Source organism: Aerococcus sp. BD502, from assembly GCF_057919555.1.
Genome location: NZ_CP147972.1, coordinates 766,681 through 792,581 on the forward strand (window position 1 = coordinate 766,681; position 25,901 = coordinate 792,581).

At 45.6% G+C, this 25,901-nt stretch carries 17 protein-coding genes and 2 pseudogenes; 4 read left to right on the forward strand and 15 right to left on the reverse strand.

Annotated features, from left to right (window positions below; all coding sequences use genetic code 11):
* The first annotated feature begins 520 nt into the window (after nucleotides 1–520).
* Both WF803_RS03625 and WF803_RS03630 read left to right on the forward strand, forming a co-directional pair.
* The gene (locus tag WF803_RS03625; RefSeq protein WP_489611758.1) at nucleotides 521–1,855 is read left to right on the forward strand and encodes a C1 family peptidase; all 1,335 of its coding nucleotides are present in this window, start codon (nucleotides 521–523) and stop codon (nucleotides 1,853–1,855) included.
* Between the two features lie 730 nt (nucleotides 1,856–2,585).
* Nucleotides 2,586–4,268: pseudogene (locus WF803_RS03630) on the forward strand (IS1182 family transposase); the annotation flags it as partial.
* 21 nt (nucleotides 4,269–4,289) lie between these two features.
* Here WF803_RS03630 and WF803_RS03635 read toward each other — a convergent pair.
* A complete protein-coding gene (locus tag WF803_RS03635) occupies nucleotides 4,290–5,807 on the reverse strand; it encodes a DUF975 family protein (protein WP_489611759.1) in 1,518 nt (505 codons plus the stop codon).
* 185 nt (nucleotides 5,808–5,992) lie between these two features.
* Here WF803_RS03635 and WF803_RS03640 point away from each other — a divergent pair.
* Nucleotides 5,993–7,379 (forward strand): annotated as a pseudogene (locus WF803_RS03640) (ISNCY family transposase).
* 809 nt (nucleotides 7,380–8,188) lie between these two features.
* Here WF803_RS03640 and WF803_RS03645 read toward each other — a convergent pair.
* The 13 genes from WF803_RS03645 to WF803_RS03705 form a co-directional block, all read right to left on the reverse strand.
* A complete protein-coding gene (locus tag WF803_RS03645; protein WP_489611760.1) occupies nucleotides 8,189–8,899 on the reverse strand; it encodes a hypothetical protein in 711 nt (236 codons plus the stop codon).
* 9 nt (nucleotides 8,900–8,908) lie between these two features.
* Nucleotides 8,909–9,772, reverse strand: coding sequence for an ATP-binding cassette domain-containing protein (locus WF803_RS03650; RefSeq protein WP_489611761.1), 864 nt, complete (start codon nucleotides 9,770–9,772; stop codon nucleotides 8,909–8,911).
* Nucleotides 9,759–10,115, reverse strand: a complete 357-nt coding sequence (locus WF803_RS03655; protein WP_489611762.1) for a GntR family transcriptional regulator — start codon at nucleotides 10,113–10,115, stop codon at nucleotides 9,759–9,761. Before WF803_RS03655 ends, WF803_RS03650 begins: the two co-directional genes overlap by 14 nt.
* Before the next feature lie 142 nt (nucleotides 10,116–10,257).
* A complete protein-coding gene (locus WF803_RS03660) occupies nucleotides 10,258–11,202 on the reverse strand; it encodes a MetQ/NlpA family ABC transporter substrate-binding protein (protein WP_489611763.1) in 945 nt (314 codons plus the stop codon).
* Nucleotides 11,186–11,878 carry a methionine ABC transporter permease gene (locus WF803_RS03665; protein WP_489611764.1) on the reverse strand — a complete coding sequence of 231 codons (693 nt, stop codon included), beginning with the start codon at nucleotides 11,876–11,878 and terminating at the stop codon, nucleotides 11,186–11,188. The genes WF803_RS03660 and WF803_RS03665 overlap by 17 nt, the downstream gene beginning before the upstream one ends.
* Nucleotides 11,868–12,605 (reverse strand): ATP-binding cassette domain-containing protein, encoded by a 738-nt coding sequence (locus WF803_RS03670; RefSeq protein WP_489611765.1) that lies wholly within the window; start codon nucleotides 12,603–12,605, stop codon nucleotides 11,868–11,870. Before WF803_RS03670 ends, WF803_RS03665 begins: the two co-directional genes overlap by 11 nt.
* Nucleotides 12,606–12,842: 237 nt before the next feature.
* Entirely contained in the window at nucleotides 12,843–13,205 is a 363-nt protein-coding gene (locus WF803_RS03675) for a hypothetical protein (protein ID WP_489611766.1), read from the reverse strand.
* Entirely contained in the window at nucleotides 13,202–16,198 is a 2,997-nt protein-coding gene (locus tag WF803_RS03680) for a DEAD/DEAH box helicase family protein (RefSeq protein WP_489611767.1), read from the reverse strand. Before WF803_RS03680 ends, WF803_RS03675 begins: the two co-directional genes overlap by 4 nt.
* Complete coding sequence (locus WF803_RS03685; RefSeq protein ID WP_489611768.1) at nucleotides 16,198–18,090, reverse strand: Eco57I restriction-modification methylase domain-containing protein; 1,893 nt, start codon at nucleotides 18,088–18,090, stop codon at nucleotides 16,198–16,200. Before WF803_RS03685 ends, WF803_RS03680 begins: the two co-directional genes overlap by 1 nt.
* 60 nt (nucleotides 18,091–18,150) lie before the next feature.
* On the reverse strand, nucleotides 18,151–20,958 hold the full coding sequence (locus WF803_RS03690; RefSeq protein WP_489611769.1) for a DEAD/DEAH box helicase: 2,808 nt from the start codon (nucleotides 20,956–20,958) through the stop codon (nucleotides 18,151–18,153).
* A gap of 368 nt (nucleotides 20,959–21,326) precedes the next feature.
* The gene (locus tag WF803_RS03695; RefSeq protein WP_489611770.1) at nucleotides 21,327–21,572 is read right to left on the reverse strand and encodes a hypothetical protein; all 246 of its coding nucleotides are present in this window, start codon (nucleotides 21,570–21,572) and stop codon (nucleotides 21,327–21,329) included.
* 44 nt (nucleotides 21,573–21,616) lie between these two features.
* The gene (locus WF803_RS03700; RefSeq protein ID WP_489611771.1) at nucleotides 21,617–21,952 is read right to left on the reverse strand and encodes a hypothetical protein; all 336 of its coding nucleotides are present in this window, start codon (nucleotides 21,950–21,952) and stop codon (nucleotides 21,617–21,619) included.
* Nucleotides 21,953–22,383: 431 nt separating this feature from the next.
* Nucleotides 22,384–23,814: an ISLre2 family transposase gene (locus WF803_RS03705; protein WP_489610715.1), complete on the reverse strand. Its 1,431-nt coding sequence runs from the start codon at nucleotides 23,812–23,814 to the stop codon at nucleotides 22,384–22,386.
* Between the two features lie 242 nt (nucleotides 23,815–24,056).
* On the opposite strand from WF803_RS03705, the gene WF803_RS03710 reads away from it, so the two are divergent.
* Complete coding sequence (locus WF803_RS03710) at nucleotides 24,057–24,185, forward strand: hypothetical protein (protein ID WP_489611772.1); 129 nt, start codon at nucleotides 24,057–24,059, stop codon at nucleotides 24,183–24,185.
* A 224-nt stretch (nucleotides 24,186–24,409) separates the two neighbouring features.
* Here the strand turns inward: WF803_RS03710 and WF803_RS03715 are convergent, their stop codons facing one another.
* Complete coding sequence (locus WF803_RS03715) at nucleotides 24,410–25,540, reverse strand: DNA/RNA non-specific endonuclease (RefSeq protein ID WP_489611773.1); 1,131 nt, start codon at nucleotides 25,538–25,540, stop codon at nucleotides 24,410–24,412.
* Nucleotides 25,541–25,901 lie beyond the last annotated feature (361 nt).

Below are 25,901 nucleotides of genomic sequence, written 5' to 3' on the forward strand. Positions count from 1 at the left end.
ACAACAATTATAGTTTATCATACCCTAACCTAACCTGCCACCTCCAATTTAATTATATCTTGGCGTGAGAAAATTATGTGAACACGCCTCCTTGTCACCACTATACCACTGGTACCGTTTTCAGTAAAGAAATAATTTAGTGAGATAAATCGTTTTTATTGCTCATTATATTTTTATTTATTCTCATTTATGTTCTATAAGGCGCTTTCTGAATGAAAGCTCGTCAGCAAGGCTGTTTCCTCCTATTATTTGGCTATTTCCCCCTGCTAGCAAACTTCTAAAATGATAAAAAATAATTTTAAAAGAAAAATAAAGCGGCTGGTCATCCTGAAAAAGCCCCACAATTAGCAGCCATTCTTACCAATTTCTTTTTTACTTATCCTTGCTTTTTGCGCTGAAGTTTAGTATATTTTTATTTAGGCTAACCTAAATATTATTGGAAGCCTTTGTATTGCGTATCAGAAAAACTTTTGCTACACTTTATTTATTAAGATATATAAAGAAAGGAGTCGACCAATAGATGATCGATGACACATTACTGAAGCAATATCACGACGAGTACCACAAGGATCCCAAGAACCAGGCGGTGGAAGGAGCCATTCGAAATACAGGTATTCAAGCCGCCAGCATCAATCCGGATGTCCGTCGCCGCCATGATTATGTCTTCTCGGAAGAAACGAAACGTGGGAAGATTACCGATCAAAAAGCCAGTGGCCGCTGCTGGATGTTCTCAGCCTTAAACGTCGCTCGTGTGAACGTGATGAAGAAACTCGATATTAAGACTTTCGAGTTCTCCCAAACCTACGCCCTCTTCTTCGATAAACTTGAAAAGGCGAATTTCTTCCTTAATAGTATTATTGATACCGTAGAAGAGCCGCTCGAATCTCGCCTGGTTTGGCACTTACTCCAAACCCCACAAGAAGACGGTGGCCAATGGGATATGTTTGTCGGGCTTTTAGAAAAATACGGAGCCGTACCAAAACGCATCATGCCTGAAACGTTCCATTCTTCTAACACGGCAATGCTCAACGTGATCTTAAATCAAAAATTGCGTGAATTTGCCTACGCCATTCGCAAAGCCCATGCTGACGGCCAAAGCAAGGAAGACTTAGAAGCCCTGCGCGACAAGCAATTATACTTCATTTATAGCGTCTTAACGAAAGCCTTAGGCGAAGTGCCAACCACCTTCACCTACCAATACCGCGATGAGGAGGATAACTTCCACCGGGTGGCTGATATCACGCCACAAGACTTCCTCAAGGAGTACGGCGGCTTAGACTTAGACGATATGGTGAGTGTCATCAATGCACCAACCGAAGATAAGCCTTACGGCAAAACCTTCACAGTAGAATACCTGGGTACTGTCCAAGAAGCTAAACCAATTAAATACTTGAACGCCCCCATCGAAGTGCTTAAGGAAGCTGCGATTCAATCCATCAAAGCTGGCGACCCTGTTTGGTTCGGCTGTGACGTTGGTAAGCTCAGCGACAGGAACTACGGGATTATGGATAAGGATCTCTATCAATATGAAGCAACCCTTGGCGAAGGTTTCAAACTCGATAAGGCTGAACGTCTTGACTACAGCGCCAGCCTCTTAACCCACGCCATGGTGCTAGTGGGCGTTGACCTCGATGAAGACGGCCAGCCCAAGAAATGGAAGGTCGAAAACAGCTGGGGCAAGAAATTGGGTGACGAAGGGATTTTCAGCATGAGCGACGAATGGTTCGACGAATTCACTTATGAAATCTGTGTCCCTAAGAAATACCTCACCAGCGAATGGGCCGAAAAACACGACCAAGACCCTATCGCCTTAAAACCCTGGGATCCCATGGGCTCTCTAGCCTGGTTACACTAAAAATAGGAAGGGAACGCCGAAGAGAGGGAGTGGTGAGTTGACGGACAAAGAGAAGGTTCTGCCTTAGGGCAGGTTCTTCGCTTTGACGTAACGCAAGCATAAGAAAGTGAACATCGCAAAAATGGGTGGTTGAGTTGATGGTCAAATAGAAGGTTCTACCTGAAAGGTAGGTTCTTCTATTTGTCATAACGCAGACCCCCATGCGATGTGAACTGGACTACCCTCAGGCGTGACCTGGACTAAAGGCTGCGAACCACGATAGCCCCAACCGAGTTGACTTTTTAGGAGGGTTCTGGCCTTAGCCAGGTTCCTCCTAAAAGTAACGCAGGTGTCGGGGCCGTGGTGAGCGCAACTACAGGAAGGGAACGCCGAAGAGAGGGAGTGGTGAGTTGACGGACAAAGAGAAGGTTCTGCCTTAGGGCAGGTTCTTCGCTTTGACGTAACGCAACCCTCCCTCAGGCGTGACCTGGACTAGAGGAAGCAACAGCCCTGAGCGCAACTAAAGGATACGAAGCCACTGATTACTTACCTTGTCAAGGAAACTTAGCCTTGACTTGGTTAATAAAAAATCCATATGCAAAAAAGGGGCTGGGAAAAAACTCAGTCTCAGAATATAAAAAACGCATCAATTTATTTCGAAAATAAATTGATGCGTTTTGATATTTTATAAAGACAAAGCGAGTTCCAAGCCTTATAATAAAAGGTAAGCAAACCGAAGGAGGAACTCGCTTTGTATCAAAATTATACCACAATGGAAACAGCTTTAACACTAAAATTAGATTTTACGATTCCTGAGGACCATGAAGCTCGGCTGATCAGCCGATTTGTCGACTCGATTCCTACGGAAATTATTCTGGAAGACACTTCTCATACGGGACGTCCTGCTTTTCATCCAGCAATGCTATTAAAGATGTGTTTATTTGCCTATAGTCGATCAACGTTTTCAGGTCGAAAAATTGAACGAATGAATGAAGAATCTATTCCGATGAAATGGCTAACGGGCGATACCCCAGTTTGCTACAAGACAATCAATAACTTTCGTTCAAGCGAACATGCCTCGAACTTGATCAAGTATGCTTTTATCCTTTTCACCATGCTGCTGAGGGACAATGGTTTAATCCACCCAGAGGCTTTATTTATCGATGGGACAAAAATTCAAGCGGATGCGAACATCTATAGTTTTACTTGGCGAAGAGCGATTGAACGCTATGAAGCGAAGCTCAATGAAAATGTTTCGAGTTTATATGAGGAACTTATTCAAACGAATGTCGATATCGCCTTGACCGAAGAAGAATTAACGACTTCTGATGGGATTGAAAAAATTATTGCGTGTCTTGATGAAGCAATCGAAGAGGTTGAAAGCAAAATTGAAAATGAGACGACCATTCCTAAAGGAGGTTCTCGACACAAGCGACGTCGTCGCACGCTTAAAAAGCACCGGAATCGATGTATGAAGGATTTCTTACCCCGAAAACAGAAATACGAGGAAGCAAACGCACGATTTAATGGCAGAAACAGTTTTTCAAAAACGGACCCCGATGCCACCTTTATGTGTATGAAAGAAGATCCCATGAAAAATCGGGAGTTAAAGCCTGGCTATAATCTCCAAGTTGCTTCAAGTCATCAATATATTATTGACTTTGATATTTTCCCGAACCCTACCGATACGCGCACCCTCATTCCGTTTTTAAAAACAATCCCAACGCTTGATCTGTTCCAATATATTGTTGCGGATGCGGGTTATGGGAGTGAAGAGAATTATATGGCGATTATCGATGACTTTGAGAAAGTCCCTTTGATTCCTTACGGAATGTATCATAAAGAACAAAGTAAAAAATATCGAAACCAATCCAAGCATCGTGAGAACTGGCACTATCATGCGGCTGAAGATTCCTATACGGATTTAGATGGCGTTCATTTTAGTTTTTCATATTATCGTACGCGAAAAGATAAAAAAGGTTTCCAAAGACAGTTTAAAGTCTATCAAGCCGATACTGAACAAATGGATGAGCGTTTAAATGAGCTTGCGAAAACTCCGACAGGACGTCAGCGCCAGACGGCGGTCAATCTTAATTGGGAATATTTTAAGCACCAAGCAAAAGAGAATTTAGAAAGCACACCTGGAAAAGAAATCTATGCGCAACGTAAAATTGACATAGAGACCGTTTTCGGACGGATGAAAGGTGTCTTTGGTATGCGCAGAACACATGTGAGAGGCAAACAAAGCGTGTATAATGATATCGGAATGATGCTGATGAGCATGAATTTAACGAAATTAGCCCTTAAAGCTCGGCGAAGAGCAGAAGCTCTTCGTAATCATTTCTCTAAAAGTAAAAAATGCACTGAAGGAATCCAAATATGGATAACTTCAATGCATTTTTTATTATTTAGGGCGACTTATTTCCCAGCCCCTTTCTTTGTCTATCATCGACTATTAATCATCGTCATCATCGAAGAAAACAGGATCTTCATCCGGATTTTCCTTGGCATTTTCATCATACATGGCCTTGCCGTAGAAATGCCCTGCTTCTTCCTTAGGATCTTCGAGATTGGGTTGCTTAGGAGTTTCTGTGGTTTTGGTTTTTTCCTGATCATCATACATGGCGTCTCCATGGAAGTGTCCGACATGTTCATCTTGATCTTCTAAAGTGGGCTGAGTCGGCTCCTTATCTGTTTTTGCCGTTTTATCCTCATACATCCCCGTGCCATGGAAATGCCCCACGTCTTCATCCTGGTTTGCCCGCATCGGCTCGTCTAAATCACGCCCCGCTGCGCGTTTCAAATCATCCACATTAAAAGTCTTCGTTTCGCCAAGATCTTCTTCGGTATCGGCTTGGTTAAAGACCGCAGCAGCCCCACCAGGAACAGCTTGGTTAGCAGCTTGCGTGTCATCACCCTCTTTTTCCCAGTCTTCTGCCCGCAAATCTTCATGCGGCAGAACTGGGCGGTGCTTGTATTCATCAGGTTCAGGGGCAACAGGCCGACTCGCCCCGCTAGCAAATTCAGGATATTCTTCTCCAATTTCTACCTTATATTGGTCAATCAGGCTCCGATAGAAAACAGCTTGCGCCGTTTGCAGGCGGAGGGTAAAAATGACAGCAATCACGAGGTAAAGAACCCACAAAATCACCGCCAAGGCAATCACCATCCACGCCAAGTTAAACCACATATAGGCAAAGACCAGTAAGCCCGTCCCAAAAATCAAGAATAAAATAGGGAGCACCATGTAGAAAAATTGCAGGCGGAATAACTTAAATTTATTCCCGCGCATCAGCATGCCACTGACCCCTAAAATATCCAAAGTTGATAGCTCGCGACTATCATAGGGCAAATAGTAAATAAGCGCATACTTATAGTAAAGACGGATGACCACCAACAGGCCGAACAGAACAATTAAGCCTAAAACAGCCAATAGGATTAAGCCGGCTTGATTCGCTGCGAAGCCCGCCATAGCTTTCCTTGCTTCCAAGGCAATTTCCGCACTCGAGCTGTTCATATTCAAGGATATCTGGGTCATAAACATGAGGCCTACCACCACAACAACGCCAAAAATGAACTGCCAAACAAAATTGACAATGAACATCAGCAAGCTATAAACGATTTGAACGAACAAATTACGGAAAGGCCGACGCCCAAACGGCTTAAAGATAGTACGAATCGCATAATCTTCCCGGTCTACCATCTCTAAAAAGGACCAGCTCAATCCAAACAAGCCGATTTCGGTTTGAATAATAAAGCCAAGCAACATACTCACAACGGTCACAATGGTCATCGTTGTTTGGGAGTTGTTACCTGTAAAATAGTTAATACTAAACCCAACGAGGGAGCCAATAACTGCCGAAATAGCGAAATATAGCAGATACGCCCCCACCATATACCAGCTGTTCCCATCTTGCACAAAGGCTGCATGCTCACGGATCTCCCGATTCGTGCGCGCCAATGGAAATTTCAAAATCATTCCTCCTCCAAAACTAGATAACTCTTCTCCCTTATTATAAGCAAAACAAGAAAGCAAGCGCAACTAAAAAAGAAAGCGAAGCTCGTGTCATTCACAAATGATATTGTCTACTTAATTAACAAATGAAAATGTCCATAAACTGGTAAAATAATAATTATTAGTTTATGGAGGATCAAGATATGAAGGAGTATTTAACCGTGAATGAACAGTATCGCTACGACGTGATTAAAGATCTAGTGAATGACCGTATTTCAAAAGCTCGAGCTTGTGCCAAATTAAACCTCAGCGCGAGACAAGTTCAGCGGCTGGTGTGTCGTTATCAGACCCAAGGTCGCCGAGGTTTCCGCCATGGCAATGCAGGTCGACAACCGACGACAACCATTGCCGCATCAGTGAAAGAACGTATCATCGAACTCTATCAAACTAAATATGAGGGGTTTAATCTGACGCATTTTCGTGAAAAGTTACTCGCCTTTGAAGGGATTGGGGTCTCTTACACAACCTTACGGACACTATTTCGCGACCATCTCATCATGACACCCAGAACCAGCCGAAAAGTGAAGCGTCAAGTTCAAAAAGAACGCGAAAAACAAAAAAAAGACGCCCTTATCAACGTCTTCCCGTGCAGAAGATACCTGCAATTCTTTTCCTCTTATTCCAGCCGAACGTGCTCATCCCACCCGTGAACGAAAAAAATATTTTGGCGAGCTTTTCCAAATGGATGCTTCCGAACACCGCTGGTTTGGTGATCAGAAATATCACCTTCATGCGGCTATTGATGATGCCACAGGTCAAGTTGTGGGGGCTTATTTCGATCGACAAGAAACCTTACGAGGCTACTATCAAGTCACGGAACAATTTATTCAACAATATGGCATTCCCGTCCGCATTTTAACCGATAATCGAACGATCTTCGCTTATAAAAAAAGCCAAGACCCCAATCTTGACGGTGGAGTCCTGACTCAATATGGTTATGCTTGTCAAACGCTGGGCATTGCGCTGGATACGACCAGTATTCCTCAAGCCAAAGGCCGTATTGAACGTCTGTTTAATACCTTCCAAGATCGATTAATTAACGAAATGCGCCTGGAAAATATTACGTGCGTTGAACAAGCCAATGCTTTCCTAATGGCATACCTTCCAACGTATAATCATCAGTTCGCATTGTCCATTAAGGATAGCATAAACGCGTGCGTAGATCTAGATTCTAGTCAAAATCTCGATTATATTCTAGCTATTTTTAATGAGCGAGTCATCGATCACGGTCACGCCATTAAATACAAAAATAAAACGTATCGCTTACTTGATCAAAACGGCCAACAGGCCTATCTTCCCCATCGCACTCGAGTTCAAATTATTGAAACTTACCAACAAGAATTATTCGCTAATCATGCGAATCAATTATATCGATTAGAGGCTATCCCACCACATGAACGCTACTCCAAGGAGCTGGATCAAGTTCCTGAAAGGAAACAGCGAAAACCTTATATTCCACCCCTCACTCATCCTTGGCGCATTCAAAATTATTATCTCTTTCGTAAAAAACAAACCGTTCTGAGAGAATAATGTATAAAACGCTCAGAAATGGAATGAACGACCCGCTTGAGTGTGAAAAAAAATCTACCTCAGGTTTAATTGGGTAAAAAAATTGAATTGATCTTTCCGTGGAGTTCGTTCCGTTTCTGAGTGTAAAGCAAGCGAAGCGCGCTAGCTTTTTCACCCAAAAAAGTGTAAGCAAAATTGCGTATTTTTCGGACAAAGTCATTTGCGATTGACAGCGCAACTAAAAAAGAAAGCGAAGCTCGAAAAGCAGGCAGGATCACTGGAAAACCAGGATACGAAGCCACCAAAGTTCCCGCCGAGTTGACTCTTGAGGACGGTTCTGACGGAGTCAGGTTCGTCCTCAAGAGTAACGCAGGCGTAGGAACTGGTGGTGAGTTCAACTCCAGGATACGAATCCACCGCTTGTCCCCGCTGAGTTGACTGCTTAGAATGGTTCTGACGATAGTCAGGTTCATTCAAAGCAGTAACGCAAGCGACGGGGCAGGTGGTGAGTTCAACTAAAGGCTGCGAAGGCCGAACGTCGCCGACGAGTTGACCTGAGGAGAGATATTTTTAAAGAAAATATCTACTCCTCAGGTAACGCAGGCAAAGCGACAGGCCTGAGCGCAACTCCAGGATACGAATCCACCGCTTGCCCCGTTGAGTTGACACAAGAAGGGAGACCAGAACAGTAGGCGGAAGCACTGGAACTCAATGGAGGTTCTTGCTTTAGCAAGGTTCTCCATTGAGTGAAGTGGAAGTCCAGCCTGCCGAGCTGAGCTGGACGACAATGATAGGCTCTGCCCAGAGGTAGTTTTCTCCGGTGGTCAGGCCTAGCCCGCCAGGTTTAACTTTTGGATGAGGAGGACATAGAGCCCCTGCAGCAAAAGCCAGCTAAAAACTAAGCAGACTGTCCAATGCGTTTTTAGGAAACGAAGGACTGGCAGCAAGGAAAGCGTGGCCTGCCCCAGTAGCCCAGGGCCACTAAAGGCTAACATGACAAGGAATAGTAAACAAAAAGCCGCACCCACAAGATAAACAAAATTCTTACCAATATGGGCAATGCCATAGAATATAATCGTGGCCAAAAAAATGAAACATAAGGAAACCAGCAAGCTATCCACATTCAAAGCCTGAAGCAAAGCTGGTCGTAAGGGCTTCTCTACTGGAATTTTTTGACTGACTCTGCCAACGGTTTGCAAAAGGGCGTACACAAGCCCCACCCCATTTAGCAAGATTAAACCCGTACTGGCAAAATACGACCGCATCACACTCAAGCGAAGGCCCGCCTCAAAATAGACCGTCGCTTCCCAGGCAATGGTCAAGGCACATAAGACATAGGCGAGCGGGGTCGCCAAATTTAAAAATGAGCGTAAGCTACTTTGGCTAATCGTCCATTGCCACGACCCACCATTGCCCGAAACCACAGCTGATACAATGAGGGAAAGCACGAACGAGAGAACGACCATTCCCACTGTTGCCCATAAGGTATTTTTCACGGTCTCGCGCAGTTGGATGCCCCTTAATTTAAATGCTCGAATCATCATAACCTCCTAAGCTTTTTCTGCTTCTAAAACCATGGCATTAAATAGGCTTTGCAGACCCACATGCTCTAGGCTGGCGCCTGCTGCCTGCAAGGCTTCCTGCTCAGACTCCGTGAGCGTATCGTAAACTAGGACCGACTCTTGGCCGGCAAATTGCTCCCGACGTAAAATCCGTTTGCCACGTACACTGCCGCCACGTACCCGCCAGGCTTTGGCTTGGACGTCCTCCAAAGGCTCAGCCAACACAATCTGCTGATCCTTCAGCAGGAGCACATGGGTCAAAATCGGCTCCACCTCTTGAATTAAATGCGTGGAACAAATGACCAAGCGCGGATGAGCGCTCAAGTCCTCCAGCAAAATCTGGAAGAAGAGCTCGCGATTCACCGAGTCCAAGCCCGCTGTCGGCTCATCTAGCAGCAGCACTTCAGTGCGCGCTGCCAGGCCTAAAATATTCTGCACCAAGGTTTTATTCCCCGTTGACAAGCGGTCAAAACGTTCCTTGGGGAGAAGATGGAAACGGGCGAGCAATTGCTCAGCCAGTGCCCTGGAAAAACTGGGGTAGAGGCTGGCATACCAGTTTAAGTAAACCTTGATCTTCTGACGGAAATACCCCGTCTTGGCATCGGTCGAGCCGTTGACATAGGCAATTTGGGTGAGCGTCTCTGCATTTTTGGCGACCGACTGTCCCTGCCAGCGAATTTCCCCTTGGTAGGTCGGAATCAGCTGACTAATCAGCTTCATCAAAGTCGTTTTCCCCGCCCCGTTGCGGCCAAGTAAGCCATAAACCCCGGCGGCGTCCAGCAAATTCAAGTTTAAATCTGATAAAATTTCTTTCTGTCCAAAACGCTTGGTCACATGATTAAGTTCTAGCATAAGCACCTCGAATCATTTTGATTAAATCGTCCTCACTTAAGTCTAATTGCTGGGCCTGGTGGATAAACTGGGGCAGGCTTTCCTCCTGAAAATCTTCACGGCGCTTGGCCACGACTAATTTTAAGCCCTCCTCGGAGACAAAAGTCCCCATGCCCCGCTTCTGGTACAAAACTCCTGCGTCCACCAGTAATTTCAAGCCCTTGCCCGCCGTCGCCGGATTGACCTTCAAGGCCTGGGCAAATTCATTGGTGGAGGGCACCCGTTCGTTGGCCTCCAGATCCTGCGCCAGAATCCGATCCTCAATTTCTCGCGCAATTTGCAAATATAAAGGTAAATTTTTCATTCGCCCTCCTTTCACCCCTTTGGTTCATTAGTTGAGTAACTAGCTAGTGACCCTAGTATAGTCCCCCAACTCTTCCTTGTCAAGCTAGAAATAAAAAATAAAAAACCACCAGGTGGGAAACCTGGTGGCCGGGAGGGTAAGCTTAGAAGGCCAAGTTTGCATGACCTTTCAAGTTTTTCTCAACAAAGTCTTTCACGGTGTCGCTGGTTAGAGCTTTCTTCATCGCTTGTACTTTGTCATCATTTTCATTGTCTTCACGAGCGCAAAGGTAGATTGCGAAGGTTTCATCCCCGCCGTCTTTTTCCAGCACTAAGCCGTCCTTTTCAGGCAGCAAGTCAATTTTTTCCGAGTAAGCAGGGTAATTAAAGATTAAGTCACATTCATTGTAGGCTTCGTTTAAGTTCAAGAGGCCAATTTCCTTTAATTGTAAGTTCTTAGGATTTTCCTTAATGTCGTCAACGGTCACTTCGTAAGAATCAGGATCCTTCAAAGTGATGAGGTCGGTCGTTGCTAAGAGACGTAGGGCCCGGGTCATGTTTGTTGGGTCTTCGGGAATAGCGACGGTCCCACCTTCTGGGATATCTTCAATCTTGTCAAGGTCTTTGCCATAGAAGGAAACTAGGGCGTTGTAAACAGGTTGCACGGCCACTAAAGTCCCATTGTTCCCTTTGTTAAACATTTCCATGAAAAGCTTGTGTTGGAAGAAGTTGGCGTCCACTTCCTTGTCGTTCAGAGCAACGTTGGCTTGGACGTTATCAGAAACGGGCACGAGTTCCAATTCATAGCCGTCTTTTTCCAATTCAGGCTTGATGGCTTCTAAGATATCCGTCATAGGGCTAGTATGAGAAGCAACCTTGATGGGTGTTAATTCGCCGTCTTTTTTGTCGCCATCTTTGTCCTTGTCGTCTTCTTCGGCTTCTTTGTCCTCTTTTTTATCTTCTTTGCTGGCTTCAGTAGTTTCCTTCTTTTCTTCGGTGGCGGGTGCTTTTGACTCAGCATCCTTGGCACCAGAGTTGCCACCTTCGCAAGCCGTCATGAGGAACAAACTTGCAATAATGAGCGTTAAAGCTTTAAATATTTTTTTCACGTGAATCTCTCCTTCTTCCCGTAGCAATACGATGGGCTAGGAAATAACCTAGCGACTGAATGATGTAGACATAAATCACGAAAATGATAATGACCACATACATTAAAGGGTAATCATATTCCTGATAGCCATAACGAAAGGCAAATTCCCCAAGGCCCCCCGCCCCAATCACGCCCATCACGGTGGAATAACTCAACACACTGATGGCGACCGAGGTCAAGGACAAAATCAAGTCCTGGCCAATCGAGGGCAAGATAAAGTAACGCAGAATCTGCAGGCGAGTGGCACCCATACTAATGGCTCGGTCGATAATCGGCCGCGGCACGTTCAAGCAAGCCTGCTCCACGAAGCGGGAATAGATACTAATCGCCACTAAAGCCAAGGGCAAAGTCGCTGCCAAGTTACCAAAAGCCGTAGTAAACAAGGCGCGGCTAATCGGAATCAAAATGAAAATAAGTAGTAAAAATGGAACGCTGCGGATTGTATTCAGTAAAATACTTAGCAACTGATACAAACCGCGTTGACGCAAGAGAAAGTCCTCGCGCAAAGCATAGAGCAGTAGCCCAAATGGCAAGGAAAAAATCAAGCACAAGACCATGGCCAACGCCATCATGAAGTTCGTTTCCCAAAAGGCTACCATAATTTGTGCGCTATGTTCTTGTAAACTAGTCAGCATGTAGCAAAAACTCCTTCACATCATGGACGTAGTCCCTGGATAAGGCCACACCAGCAGAATGCTTGGGCTTGACTCGCTCTTGGATGGTGTGCTCGTGAATAAGGAGCACCTCCGAGCAAAAGTTCTTCACCAGACTTAAATTATGGGCAATCATCACCATGGCCATCTGCCGCTCTTCCCTAATTTTTTTAAGCAGTTGAATAATCTCCTGCTCACTATGGGCATCCAGGGCTGAACTGATCTCATCACAGAGCAAAACTTCAGCATCCTGCAAGAGGGCCATCGCAATCGCCACTTTCTGCTGTTCACCACCACTAAGGCTAATACAACGACTGTTCTTAAGGCGTGTCAAATGCATAAACGCCATAATTTCCTCAATCCGCTCCTGATTCACGGGTCGCTTGGCGAGTTTATCCACCAAGGCCAAGTGATAGGCTACCGTTTTATTCGGCAGCAAATTCGCTTTTTGGAAAATATAGACAATGTTTTTCCGCATCGACCGCAATTCTGGCGCCGACATCTTATGCAAAGCTTTGCCATGGTAGCGAACTTCACCTTGGTCATAAGGCACCGTGCCATTGAGCATTTGCAGGATGGTACTCTTCCCGGTACCGTTTTGACCGACGAGGCCAAGGCTTGTGCCCGGTTCCACCGAAAAATTCAGATCCTCCAAGTAAAAATTGCTCGTTTCATAGCGCTTGCCCACACCAGCAACCTCTAAAAGCATACACACGCTCCTCTCCCTGCTATTCTAGCGGCTGCTATCAGTATAGCATGAGTAAGCAAAAATTGCATCGCTTTGCAAACAATAATTGTTTATCTGGCGATGTTTGGCATGTATGGGCTAACAAGTGAAAGCCTAACAAAATTAACCTAAAAAAGAGGTAAAGAAAAGGGAAAATTGCCGCCAGCACTGCCTTTTTTTGAAAAAGAAAAAAGCCAGGACCCTGCCTGACTTTTCTCCTTAGTCCTTAAATATATCCGCCAAAGCCTCCTCCAGTCGCCCTTCACGCGCCGCTGGATAGGCGTCAAAGCATTTAAAATGTGCACGGGAAATGTCCTGGGGCACGCCGCCAAAAATGAAGCGGCGGGCGATCCGGTAGATAATTTCTGTGGGGGCGAGGCCGTAAACCTGCCGCTCAAAAATATGCCGCAAGCGAGCGGTCGGGTCAGGCCAGGCTTTCTGGTGGGCTGGACTATTGTAGAGGCGCTTGACCACTTCGGTGATGTAGAGGCCAGACTTCATGTAAAGGTCAATAAACGTCTTCTCTAGATCGTCATAAATACCGGGGTTTTCCACTTCCAATTGCTCAACCATCTGCTTCACCACCCACTTCGGCGTGAAGATCTGATTCGTCTCCTGGATGGGAATGTAGTCGAAGATATCCTCCTGCTGGTCGTCAGTAAAATAATCAGCCAGGGCTTCTCGCTTATCGAGAAATTCCTGCACACTCTGGTTGAAGAGCGCTTATCGAAGAAGCCCCCCTGAATTTGCCGTTTCTCGCCCTCGACGTCGACCGTGCCTCCGTCCCGCAGCAGTTGGAATTCCTTAATCGTGATCCCCGTGACCTCGAGGAAGACGGCAGCGGGGGTATAGGCTTCGAAATTCGCCAAAGTCAATGCCCGGTCCCCATAAGCCATGATAAAGCTGGGCAAAGTCCTCGAGAAACCGCGCAAGAGCCCCCGCACATCCTCCTCGGCCGCAAATTTTTCCTTCTCCAGCTTCTCACGCTCCAAGGCTTCAGCTTGGTCTCTGATCGTTTGCTGGACTGCCTGCTCGGCCTCGGCCTTCACCTTCGCCATCGCCTCCGTCAAAGCCTTCTTCTCCGCTGCCTCGTAAGCCTCGGTCAAGGTCTCACGTTCCTTATCGTCCCTGGCTTTCTTTAGGTGCTCGCGGTATTCAACTTGACGACGAGCACGGGCGATGCGTTCTTCCTCATCTTGCTTAGCCAGGCTGGCCGTCATTTGCTTCTCAAAGGTCGCCGCCATTTTCTGCTCCGCCTTCTTAGTTGTTTGCCCATAGCGCTCACCCAAACGCTGGAAGGTACCCGCTTCTGTGGCCGTCTGCCGCAGGGTGCGAGCAAGATCTACCGCCGGAATAATGGGCTTTTCCACCTCATAAGGGGAGGTCGAGTCCTCCACCACCCTTGCCTGCTGCTCGGCTTCATTATCTTGGAGGGCTTGGTCGAGGGTCGTCGTCATCGCCCGCTGACTCGGTTTAAAAGCATACCCTTGCGTGTTGATGACAATTTTCTGGTCGGGGGTCACTTCCCCACGAGAGTCCACGGGCAAGTCTTCATAAGGCTCCGCCCCTACCTGGTCTTCCTGCCTACGGTCCTTGCCCTCCGGTGTCTTCTTCAATTTGTTAAGAATACTGAGCACTTCCTTGGGGGTTTGGAAAATATGACTGATATTAGCGAACAGTAAATTGCTCATGAAGCCCCGGTTCACCACTTCCCTGGCCTTCAGGAATTTTGGAATGGTCAACACCTGGCTGGCGTCCAGAGCTTGCATCCGCCCCTCGGCATCCTCGCCAATAACGGGGAAGAAATTCAGCAATTCCTGAATGTTGGCCTGGCGCTCCGCACTCGTGCCGCCGCCTTGGCTGGTCGCCAAATTCAAATTATTAGCAAAGTCATCCACCAGCATGAGCGTCCGCTCGGGAGCAAAGTCAAAAATATAGGCATTTTTCTTCTTGAAACGTTGCCACTGGCCATTGGGCAATTGCTCATCCCAGGCATAGGCATTCTGTGCCCGGAAGGCGGCCTGCATGTAAGCAGCGGGCGACTGCAAATTATTCAACATTAAAACGCCCGTCCACTCCGGCACCGTCACCCCCGTCGTCAATTGCCCCACCGACAAGGTAATCGTGCGCTCATACTGCTGGATGGCCTCCCTCACCTGGGCGAGGCGCTGGCGGTTCCGTTCCCCGTCATCCGCCTCCTGCTGGCCAGTCCCCACTGCCAGAATGACATGGTAATGCTCAAACACGGGATGCTCCCCCAGCAAGTCAGCGAGCGCCTTAGCACTGGCCACCCGGTGCAAATACCAAAAAGTATGCTTCAATTCCTGGCGCAACTGATGGGTGGAGAAGGGATATTTTTCATTGCTAGTCAAGGTGTCCAACCATTTCCTAACCGCTGCCTCATGAACAAACTTCCCCCGCTCATTGGTTTGGAAGAATTCATTCAAATCGAAAGCATAATCGATATCATCGCCTTCCGCCGTCCGCGCGTGTTCCAATTCATCCACCAGCATGCGTGACATTTGGTAGGTATACATGGACAATTGGGGCAAGTCGGCATAGGGATTCGAGCTCTCTGCTGACCACGCCGCCCGCGCCTGGCACTCATCGGTATAGGTCCAGTTATAAATAGCTTCAGGTGGAAATTTCCCCGCGGCCAATTGCTTGAAGGGCGTCCCCGAGAGGTGTAAGGTCCAACGTGCCTTTAAAGTTTCCAAGGCACGATCCGTTTTTTGCGTATCGATCCCCTCATGCGCGTCATCAATAATCAATAAGTCCCAGTCCAAACGGGCCAGCCAGTCCAATTTATCATAGCTGCCCCCAAAAGCACGGCCGCCTTTAAGATCCTGCAAGCTCACAAAAGCAATCAAAGGTAAATCCCCATGCTTCAAGGTCAGTCGGGTATAGGCCTTCCGACTCAAAGGCCGCCGTTCCTTCAGAGCCGGACTATCACTGACGAAGAGGTAATCCGTCTGCTGGCGAATAAAAGTATCGTAATCGTCATACCAGGAATTCGCAATGGCCGGGCGGTTGGTGACAATTAATACCTTATCGGCCTTTAAGCGCCGCGTTAAATCATAAGCCGACAAAGTCTTCCCAAAGCGCGGCTTGGCGTTCCAGAGAAATTCTCCGTGAGGGTGGGCTTTGAAATAGTTATAGGCTTTTTGAACCGCTTCCTCCTGTTCCTGGCGCAGGGTGTAGGTGCGCCCAGTCAGGGGCTCTTGGTTGGGGAGTTTTTGGAAGACAAAGGCTTGGAAGTACGCCTCCGCCTGCTCGGGCTGGCCGTCAAAGTAAAACCACTCCCGGCCGGGCAGACGCTTCACCCCTAAGCCTTCCAAATACTGGTGAAAATCATGATCCTTAAAGTAAGACCCACCATTAAAACGTGCCTCATGGCTCCACAATAACTTCGTTTGCACCGCCGCCGTCGCCGTCTGTTGCTTAATCCGCTGCTCGGTATCCTGCTCCGTATAGCCAATCTTAATATAGCCCGCCGTGTCCTGATTTCCCGGCGTCACGTAGGCATAAATTTTCGGCCCAATCGCCTGCTTGGTGTCAATCTGTGGGATTTGCATTAGGCCATCTCCTTCACATGCGTTTCAATAAAGTTAATTTCCTCTTCATTTAAGCCATATTTCTGGTAAAGTTGCTGGTCAATCTCTGCCACACTCTTCGTCCAGTCGATATCGGAGGAGGAAGTGAAGTCTTGCAGAGGGACACAGCGCCAAGTTGCCATGGGGTTGTGTTGCGTAATTTTTAAAATTCCCAGCATGGCTCTAGCAAATTTCGATTTAATATATTTTAAGCAGGCTTCAGCTTCATTTTCTACTTCAAATGATCCCAGACTCATAAATGTCTGTGTATGTCCGAGACCTGGTTCTGCTATTATTGGGCTACTTAACGGCTCTCCAAATTGGCCTGATCCATTTGATTTTGGTAAAAACACCTTATATTTATTAAAATTACTAACAGTATCAATATAACTTTCTTTTACCCATCGATAAACACGGTCGCCTGTAGAGAGTCTGCCAAAAATTTTAATATATTGACCCTCATTAGGTTTGTTCTCTAAAAATATATATGGAAATTTATCAAATATATTTGTTGTAACTAAAGTTTTATTAGGTAATTCTTCTGATTCCATAGGCCAATCCTGATGAAACTGGTCTGTTAACTTATAACCCTGAGCCGTATAAGCATGTTGGCTAAGATTTTTGTCCAAGTAGCTGGACAATTTTTTAAGTATTTCTCTCATTTCCTTATAAGGACTGAATACTTCTATAGGTGTAGATAATTGGTTTTTATCATAATATGTGATAGCTACACCACCTTTGATATCGGTGTTTTGAAACACTTTAGAACTAATGGATTCGTAAAATAAAACCTGAAGATGTGGATCTTCCAACATTTTTTTATTCCAAGCCTTTTTCGTATCCCCAGCGTTAAATAAAAATCGTGCTGGTGTAATTAAGATACTCTTTTCAGCGATTTGATAAGCACTATCCATAAAGTATGGGTATATCGGCTTGGCACGAGTGCCGGGTCTGTCTTCCTGATACGGGGGATTACCAATAACAACATCAAATTTCATGGCGGTGTTCGTCCTTTCTGTCAAGCTTTGGAAGGTCACCCACTCCCCCTGCCAGGGAATGCGGGCTTTCAGGGGCTGGCTTGCGGTGCTAGCGGTTTCTAGGTCAAAGAGATTCAATTGCGTCTGCAAGCCCACGTCCTCAAAGGCATAGGGTACCGTATAAGTGAGGCCATCCATTTGGATCAGGCGGCTGGCGATGAGGTCCGCCATGCGGGTCAGATTGCTAAGGGTCGGCACCTCGTCAAAATACGCCTGGTAGAAATCGTTATAAGTTAATAAAACATTCTCCCTTGCCAAGAGGAGGGAGTCCCCCTGGTACTCGTAGCCATAAGCGCTCTCAAGGATCCAACGAGCCCGTTTTAGCCACTGATTCTTCCCAAAGTTTTCCTGATTGAGACGCTGGAATTTGCGATCGACAAAGCCAACCCGTTCGCCCAAGGGCAGGAGGTCTCCTGTTGCCATATCGTAGCGCGTGGTCAGATAGGGCCCTTCCCCGCAGGTGAGTTCGAGCCAGATCGTCTGCAGGAAGTCATCCAGGGGGTAGGCCTTGAAATCAGCCAGGGCCGCTTGGACTTGCCGATCCACCACCCAGGCTGGGGTGAAGACTTCACCGTGCTGGCGGGTCCGGAATTGTTGATCGGCCTGTTTCTTCAAGGCGCGCGGTTGAATAATGCCTTCAAAAGCCTCGGTAAACATTCCCGGCCGCATCGGCGCACTGGGCTGAAATAAATTGCCTTCGCCTGAAACGAGACTGCTGGTTCCCCATTTCAGATTTTCGCCCGTGGTTTTATCCTTCAATAAGAGTCGAAGCAGCTCAGGGAAAGCTTCCTTTAATTCGGTATGCTGAATATGCGGGTATTTTTTGAGATCGAGCATGACTCGCCTCCTTTCTGGCTGTTATTGTTTCTATTTTAGCATAAGAAGCCAGGAAATCACTTAGCCCACAGCGACTAAGGCGTTTTTAGCCACGCGTGCCTTCTCCTCAGCCAATATACCTTCCTGAACGTCAGCTTGCTTCCTTTGCTTTTCCTTTGCCAGAAAAGCTTCAGCTGCCTGCGAATCATTGGCATACATAGCGAAAAGGGCTTCCTTTGTTTCCAACACTCGCACCATGCTTTCGTCAATACTATGTTCCGTCAGCAAGTGATAAACAGTAACGGGCAGAGTTTGTCCCATCCGGTAAACCCGACTGATGGCCTGCTGCTCTGTTGATGGCTTCCATTGGGGTTCACAGAGAATGACAATATTAGCAGCTTGAATATTTAAACCCTGGCCAGCTGAATTGATCTGACATAAAAGGACATGGGTAGTCGTTGATTTGGTAAAGTCATCAATGATCTTTTGCCGCTGACTAGCCTTAACATCACCATTAATTTGCCCAATGACCTCCTCCCCTAGCAACTGGTGAATAGTATTCAGCACATCACGAAAGAAGGAGAAAATAACAACTTTTTCCTCATTGGCCCAAGCCTCCTCCACGAGAAGCTTTAACTGCTCAATTTTCCCCGAAAAACGCGGCTGCTGGCCAAAGAAGGCTGCCCGTCTCATCTTCATCAAATTGCCTTCCTCCACAGCTTCCTTATAATACTTAGCTTCCATCTTAGAGAAATTGGACCACTGATCAATGAAGGAAATCTTAGGCAATTCACGCAAAACATCGGACCGTTTCCGCCGGAGGTAAACTGATGTAATTAAATTTTTGAAAAATTCAGGTTCCTCCTGGGCTTCTAAATCACCAAAAACCTTGAGTAGAGACTGGTTTAAACTGCGCAGGAGGTGTTTCATTTCCCCTAATTTATTCTCCAAAGGCGTCCCTGTCATCAGCAAAACATAAGGTGTGGCCTCCGCCAAAGCCAGGACTTTTTGTGTGCGTTGAGCCTTGGGATTTTTAATCATATGGGCCTCATCAACAATTAATAAGTCAATTTTATCGTGGACTTGGTCTTCTAACTTAGCACACTGTTCATAGTTCGTGAGCAACAACCCACCCTGGCGTTGCCAATTTCTCAAGGCACGAGGACGATTCTTCTCTCGGTAAATGTGACATTTGAGCGACGTCCATTTCTCAATTTCCCGCTGCCAATTATAGAGCACACTAAGAGGGGCAAGAATCAGGCCTTGACGCTGGCCTTTTTGATCAAGATGGTTTGCTACAGCTAAAGCTTGAATGGTTTTGCCTAGGCCCATTTCATCTCCCAGCAAGGTTCGTTTATGATACAGGGCGTATTGGGCACCAAAACGCTGGTAGGGACGCAAGGTCAGGTCTTTATTTAAGCCTGTTGTGATGAGTTCAGTGGACTGAATCTTCTCAATGAATTTCTGGGCCAAGCCCCCTGTTTGCTGGGCTCGGTCGAGACCAGCGACATTATCAAAATAAGCATAAATATCTGCACTATGAAAGACTTTATACTGGAAGAGTTCTGTCTCTTCGACTTGACATTTAGCCTTTAAAGCCTCACATTTTGCCTGTTCCTGCTGCAGATTATGATACAAACTCGCTAAACGTTCGCTTTCAGTCTCTACTGCTATACGCTTGATGTCACTTAATTGCGCCATTTCATAAGGAGTAAGATTTTTTAGTGAACTATTTTTAAAAGCTATTGACCATTCTTCATAGGCTTGCTGCACCTTGTTTTGCTGATTTCGCCAGTCTTTTTGCTGTTGACGGGTCATAAGCTTTTCTACGATCTGATCGACCAAACGATCGTGCGACGAATTTATTAAATTAATGGAGATTTCTGAGCGCAATTCTTCGATCATGTTATCACGCAAGGCAAGCAACTGCTCTGCTTCCTCATAAGCCAAGGGTAGATGCTTCACCACATCCTCAGTGGTCCAATTCTTAATGTGCGATAAACGGAGCTTATTCATCAACCCAAAACAATTCCCTGTTGGAAAATAAGCTGTTAGCAAAGCAAGGGGATACTCCGCAAGCTTTTCATCTAATTCTAGATCCATCAATAAAGCTAAGTCATCCTTAATCTCCTGCTCCACCGCGTCTTCATCAGGGGCTTCCCCTTGTGGCCTTAAAGCCTCAGCCTCCTCGTAGAAAGGAATGGTCAATGTATAGACGCTCTCTGAATCATCAAAACTCGCTGCATTAAAATAATACGACCGTAACTGCTCATAATAGGGGCGCATATCGCGTTGGAAATCACTCTGGGCAGCTTCTTCCCAAAGGTCCTGCCTTTTTTGATGTAAGCCCTTAATTTCTTCTTCATAAGCAGGTAACTCTTGGCTTGCTTTCTGTAGAGCTTTCTCTTGCAGAGCCATTTTTGTACGTTCTTGCTTAGAAATCAACGACACCAGCCTCGACCAAAAATTGGGTATATCGTAGGCCTTAATTTGAGCCCTGAAAACCTTTAGCCAAGACTTCAAAAATTGCAAGCGTGGATGGTCTAAGTTCCCGTCTTGGGTCTCATAGTAAGTGCCTAAAATAAAGGCGCGATCATCCTCATCTTGCCCCCCTTGATGCAGCGAGGGAAAAACTTTTGGGTAAATTCGCTGCCGATAGCGCGTTAACTCAGCCTGAGATAATTCTTGGGGGCGCCGCGGCTGGTAATGCCGGTCGACACGTCCAGGCGGCATTTTTTCCACATAGTAATCAACAGCCTTCTCACGAATAATATCAGCTAATTGCTCTAACGTTCGTCCCCCTAAATCCGGATACTGCTCGATTTCCTGGAGCTTTTCATATAGCGTTTTAATCTGTTTCGCCCATTTTTTCACCTGAACTGCATTCATCTAACCCCTCCCTAATTTTAGTTTAGCACAATCCGTGGGAAAATAGAGAAAAAGCCAGGATATGCCTAGCTTTTATGCTGCTTACTTTAAATATAATATCTTTCTAGATACATTAACCTCATATGGCTCACCATTCTCAGAAGTCTCCCCTTCCCAATAGTGCCTAAGCTCTTCCACAGTAGGGATTTAAGACTGAAGATCCTCCATAAAGACCATTTTAGAAACCGGCGTAAACAAACTTTCCCTGAAAATTAGCCATTGTTGCTTTAAAAATTCAAAGATAAGGCCTTGATCCAAAACCAATACATGCTCCTGCCTTAAATTTTGTTGTTTTAAGTGGATGGTGTCTCGAATGATTTGTCTCCCTTCTACTTTTTTTGAACCAGTTTTGTTCTTAATTCTTCAGGCATTACGGCTGATTCAAATGGCTCATTAGTCGGTAGCACTTCAACTTCATAATGGGCCAGCTCCTCGTTTTCTCCCAAAAAAGGTAAAACCCTTCTCTCATGTTTGAGCACATAAACACCTTCTGAAAATGTAAGTCTAATATGACCATAGCTCTGTCCAAATTCTAGCCAATCGTCGGCCGTAATGGAGATTAATTCTTGCTTCATCATATCCTTCAAATGAATAAAGGACTATTTTGATAAAATATTTTTCATTGCTTGAATTCTCCTTTAACAAAAGGTATTTTTTGAGATTTTATTTTTGTACTGTTTTTAATTGTAATTTCAATTGCAGGACTATTCTTTGTTGATGTAATAATACGATAAACTGCAAAACTCCCATCATTAAAGCGTACACGAACGCCATTTTTATTAGGTAGTGGAGATAATTTCCCTCCTAGTGATAAAATTCCCCAAAAATTTTTGGCAGTTTTAAATTGATCAGAAGACTTTATAACTCTAACTCGAGAACTCTTTCCTCTTTCACCAAAATATCCTGATTTAGTGATAGAGTAATTAGCTAATAGCAAATCTATATTATACTGCATTGTATAATAATTAAGTCCTAGTTGCTTATTGGTTAGTGTCAAGCAATGCTCGGTCAATCATAAAGAACTCTATCTCGTATCTAATTATTCAAAAGTCACTTCGTTTTTGTGCTAAAGGACGCTGCGTTGAAAAGCAGTGGCACCGGCTTACGCTTCATAGAAGCTTACGCCTGACCGTCCTATTCTGGCTCTATGTCGTTGGATAGGCCTCGCTACGCTCACCCTATCGGCACTCCGAGAGCCAGATATACGGACGGCCTACTAACACTGCTAATAAGGAAGTGGGACCAGAACAGCAGTCGGAATCACTGGAAGAAAATGTGAAGACATGCAGAGCATGTCCAACATTTTCTGAAGTGGATGTCCAGACTGCCTGGTCGAACTGAACTGGCAGGTCTTTAGCACGCACTCCGTGTCTTTTGGCGAAGCAGCTAACAAAATGTATGGTATAATTTCCCGACCATACTGCTTGACACTTCACTTGGAATCGTGCCCTGATGGGCACCACAAGAACTTTGTTGCGGCCTGTGACATAGTATTGCCCTAACAATCCCTGGATATTCGGGTATAAATGGGCTTGTATTAGCTTCAATATCTGATCGAACAGCTTCTTCAAAACAATGATTAGATTGAGCGGTGATAATGGCAGCCATTGCTGCTGCGCCTTGACGGGTCCAATTTCGTCCTTGCTTTTTCATGCGATAAGTATAAAGCCGATGGCCTGCTTCACAAACGCCACCGGAAAAATGGTTTGGTAAGCCTCGCTGCTCTGCTGGTTTAATGAGTAACCAATTCCTTTGAAGATAAGCTCTTAGAGCTTCAATTTCAGCCAAAAACTCCTGATGATGGTGCCAGCGACTTTCACAGGTCTCCAAAGTAACTTGAACTCCTTCGAAATCATAAGCCTTCACTTTTTTAATGACCAATTGACGTATTTTATGATCAAAAAATAGGCGCGTTCTGATTTTTTGAATGACATGAAATTTATCGCAGAAATGTTCATGCCGAAGGCATACCCCAATCATCTCGTTAAAATCTTCCTCCGTATAACCACTGCCACCATCCGAATTAGAAATCACAATCGTTTGATGTAAATCATAGTAGGAGTTAAGAAATCGGCTAACTTTTTCTCGAAGGGCTGCACTAGATTGAACAGAAGAAAAATAATGAGCTTGAATAAGTTGATGCCGCGAAGTGGATCGATCGACGCCTTCATAGAGAGTCACACGGTGTAGTTGAAGATGTTTTGTCCTTTTCCCTTTTTTCTTCTTCTTAGTGATTAAAACCCCATCCCCTTCAATGTACAGAAAAGGAACGGATCGTTTTTGAGAGTAAGCCAGTTCCTTCTCTTCTGCTTTTTTATTCTCAAAGCTTAAAATTTTTTGCCCAATTTCTTGAACAATATGATGTGCGGTCTGATGCGAAATACTAAAAGGCATTAAAGCATTGAAGGCTTCTGCAGTCGCACGAAAAGTTTGCTTCGTACAAAGCTGGGCAATTTTTTCTTTGACCTGAGAAGAAAGATGACTTCTTGCTTCTAGTCCTAAACACAAATCTAGGGGAAGAAAGCTAGAGTGACCTTCTTTTTTCATCCGACAGCGTCTAAAAGTGACGGCACCAAACATAAAACATAGTGTGCGTGGTTCATAGCGAGCAATTTTCCAGCCTTCGGCTTGGTATCTTTGAATTAATTGCTGATCAAGTTGAGTGAAAACCGCTGCAAGACATTCACAGCAAAAATTGCTTAATATCGGATAAACAAGATCTTCAAAGTCACCTAAAGATGAGCAATTTTCCGTCTTTTTTAGAATATCTGTGATAATATCATTCATGAGGACATCTTCTTTCTTTTTATTGTTCAACTTAAAGATAGATGTCCTTTTTTTATTTTTCAAGTCTTACCGAGCATAATTTTACACTAAGTGCTTATTGTTTTGACACTCTCCTTCAGTGCCAAAGAATAATCCTGAATATCCTTTACTCACCTTATCATCCCCAGTCTTCTTTTTTGGTGTCATTCATAAATGATGTTGTCCACTTAATAGCAAACAAAAATATCCAGCAATGGATAGAATAATAAAAATCAGTTGATGGAGAATAAAATATGAAGGTGTGTTTAACCGTGGATGATCACTATCGCTACGACGTGATTCGAGATTTAGTCAATGGGCGTATTTCAAAAGCTCGAGCCTGTGCCAAATTAAACCTAAGTGCAGGCAAATCCAGCGGCTAGTGATTCGTTATCAAACCCAAGGTCGCTGAGGTTTCCGCCATGGCAATACGAGGCGACAACCATTGACCAACAAGTGAAAAAATGTATCATTGCGCTCTATCAATATACTGTTCGAGCTCCTCAACCGAATGCTTACAATTTGAACACATAAAAATTCCCCCTAAGTAGTTTTACTTTTTTGAGTGTCTACTTTAGGGGGAGCATATCACTTGATTTCTTTTCCTCTATTCATTTAAATTGGGCAATTCGCCATCTTGAACGGGGCCTTCCGGACCAACACTGGCTCCGGTCGCATAATTTAGCTCGACGCCCGGTTGGTGGTTAGGGATGAAAACATTCATCTTCACCGCCTGGCCACCATCAGCCAGGGATTGAGCCTCCATGTAAATACCGCGTGCGAGGAGTTCCCGGCCGATAAAAACAGGGGTAATCCGGTAGCGCACCAATTCTTCTTCATCTTCAATATAACTTGCGACAAAATTTTCAAAAGGCAGCATCCCCTCCGCATTGAAAAAACGTGTTCCTGTCATAAGATTTTGGGGGTTAGCATTTTCTCCCGACAGCTGAAAGCCAATCAAATGCGAGCGATTATACAGCCAGCCCCCCGGGACATTGGCATAGCGCCGCTGCTCCCAGCCGGTCGGCTTGACGTGCTGAATACTCTCCCGGTCGGACGCCGGCATTAATTCGGGAGCCAAGACGCCTTCCGCCTGCCCGACCCGACCCAAGCTGTCTAGGTCACTGAAATGGGTGAAGGGATCGAGGACAGACAATTCCTTCGTCGTGAAATAAGGCACATTGTGGTTCACCGTCACATATTTCGCCCGGGAGTCAAAGCCTGGAACGGTCCGCCACTGCTCTTGGCGCTGTTGAATGATAACGTCATCGTCCTTTGATAAGGAGGGCGAGTGAGCCTCGTCCTGTTTGCTCTCGGCCTGTGACTGGTGCGCCTTTTCTGGGGCTGACGAGCTGGAGGAACGTTCTTCTTTCGCTTTTTTCTCTCGAGTGCGCTTAGGAGTGGAAGATTCGACTTGCTCCGTTGGGGAGTTGGGACTTGGGTCAACCGGCCGACTGCCCGCCGTGCCTTCCTGATAGGCAAAAATAAAGAAAGCCAGTAAGGCCAGGGCGAGACCAGAACGGCGCAAGCTGCTCTGCTTGAACCAAAACAAGGCAAAAAACAATAAACTTAAACCTGTAAATAGAAAACCAGTGCTTACCTTCAGACTAAAGGCAAAAACAGTTGCACTAATCGCCATCACCAAACCCCAAAAGCGGCGGATGTTGGTCTGACGTTTCAAGGAAAATAAATACGCAATTAAGGCAAGCACAAAACATAGAATAGCCATTTCACTCATGGGCTCCCTCCTTTAAATATATAGCATCTTTATTATAGCAAACATATGTTTTGAGGAAAGGTGAAATGAGCAGGCGGTTAGTGTCAAGCGATGCTCGGTCAAGCGTCAAGAACTCTATCTAGTCTCTAACCTTCTGAAAGTCACTGCGTTTCTGTGTTAAAGGACGCTGCGTTGAAAAGCAGTGGCACCGGCTTACGCTTCATAGAAGCTTACGCCTGACCGTCCTATTCTGGCTCTATGTCGTTGGATAGGCCTCGCTACGCTCACCCTATCGGCACTCCGAGAGCCAGATATACGGACGGCCTGCTAACACTGCTAATAAGGAAGTGGGACCAGAACAGCAGTCGGAATCACTGGAAGA

Coding starts and splice junctions, on each gene's coding strand:
- WF803_RS03625 (WP_489611758.1), top strand. CDS start 521: ATGATCGATGACACATTACTGAAGCAATATCACGACGAGTACCACAAG.
- WF803_RS03645 (WP_489611760.1), bottom strand. CDS start 8,899: ATGATTCGAGCATTTAAATTAAGGGGCATCCAACTGCGCGAGACCGTG.
- WF803_RS03650 (WP_489611761.1), bottom strand. CDS start 9,772: ATGCTAGAACTTAATCATGTGACCAAGCGTTTTGGACAGAAAGAAATT.
- WF803_RS03655 (WP_489611762.1), bottom strand. CDS start 10,115: ATGAAAAATTTACCTTTATATTTGCAAATTGCGCGAGAAATTGAGGAT.
- WF803_RS03665 (WP_489611764.1), bottom strand. CDS start 11,878: ATGCTGACTAGTTTACAAGAACATAGCGCACAAATTATGGTAGCCTTT.
- WF803_RS03670 (WP_489611765.1), bottom strand. CDS start 12,605: ATGCTTTTAGAGGTTGCTGGTGTGGGCAAGCGCTATGAAACGAGCAAT.
- WF803_RS03680 (WP_489611767.1), bottom strand. CDS start 16,198: ATGCAAATCCCACAGATTGACACCAAGCAGGCGATTGGGCCGAAAATT.
- WF803_RS03685 (WP_489611768.1), bottom strand. CDS start 18,090: ATGCTCGATCTCAAAAAATACCCGCATATTCAGCATACCGAATTAAAG.
- WF803_RS03690 (WP_489611769.1), bottom strand. CDS start 20,958: ATGAATGCAGTTCAGGTGAAAAAATGGGCGAAACAGATTAAAACGCTA.
- WF803_RS03695 (WP_489611770.1), bottom strand. CDS start 21,572: ATGAAGCAAGAATTAATCTCCATTACGGCCGACGATTGGCTAGAATTT.
- WF803_RS03700 (WP_489611771.1), bottom strand. CDS start 21,952: ATGCAGTATAATATAGATTTGCTATTAGCTAATTACTCTATCACTAAA.
- WF803_RS03710 (WP_489611772.1), top strand. CDS start 24,057: ATGAAGGTGTGTTTAACCGTGGATGATCACTATCGCTACGACGTGATT.
- WF803_RS03715 (WP_489611773.1), bottom strand. CDS start 25,540: ATGAGTGAAATGGCTATTCTATGTTTTGTGCTTGCCTTAATTGCGTAT.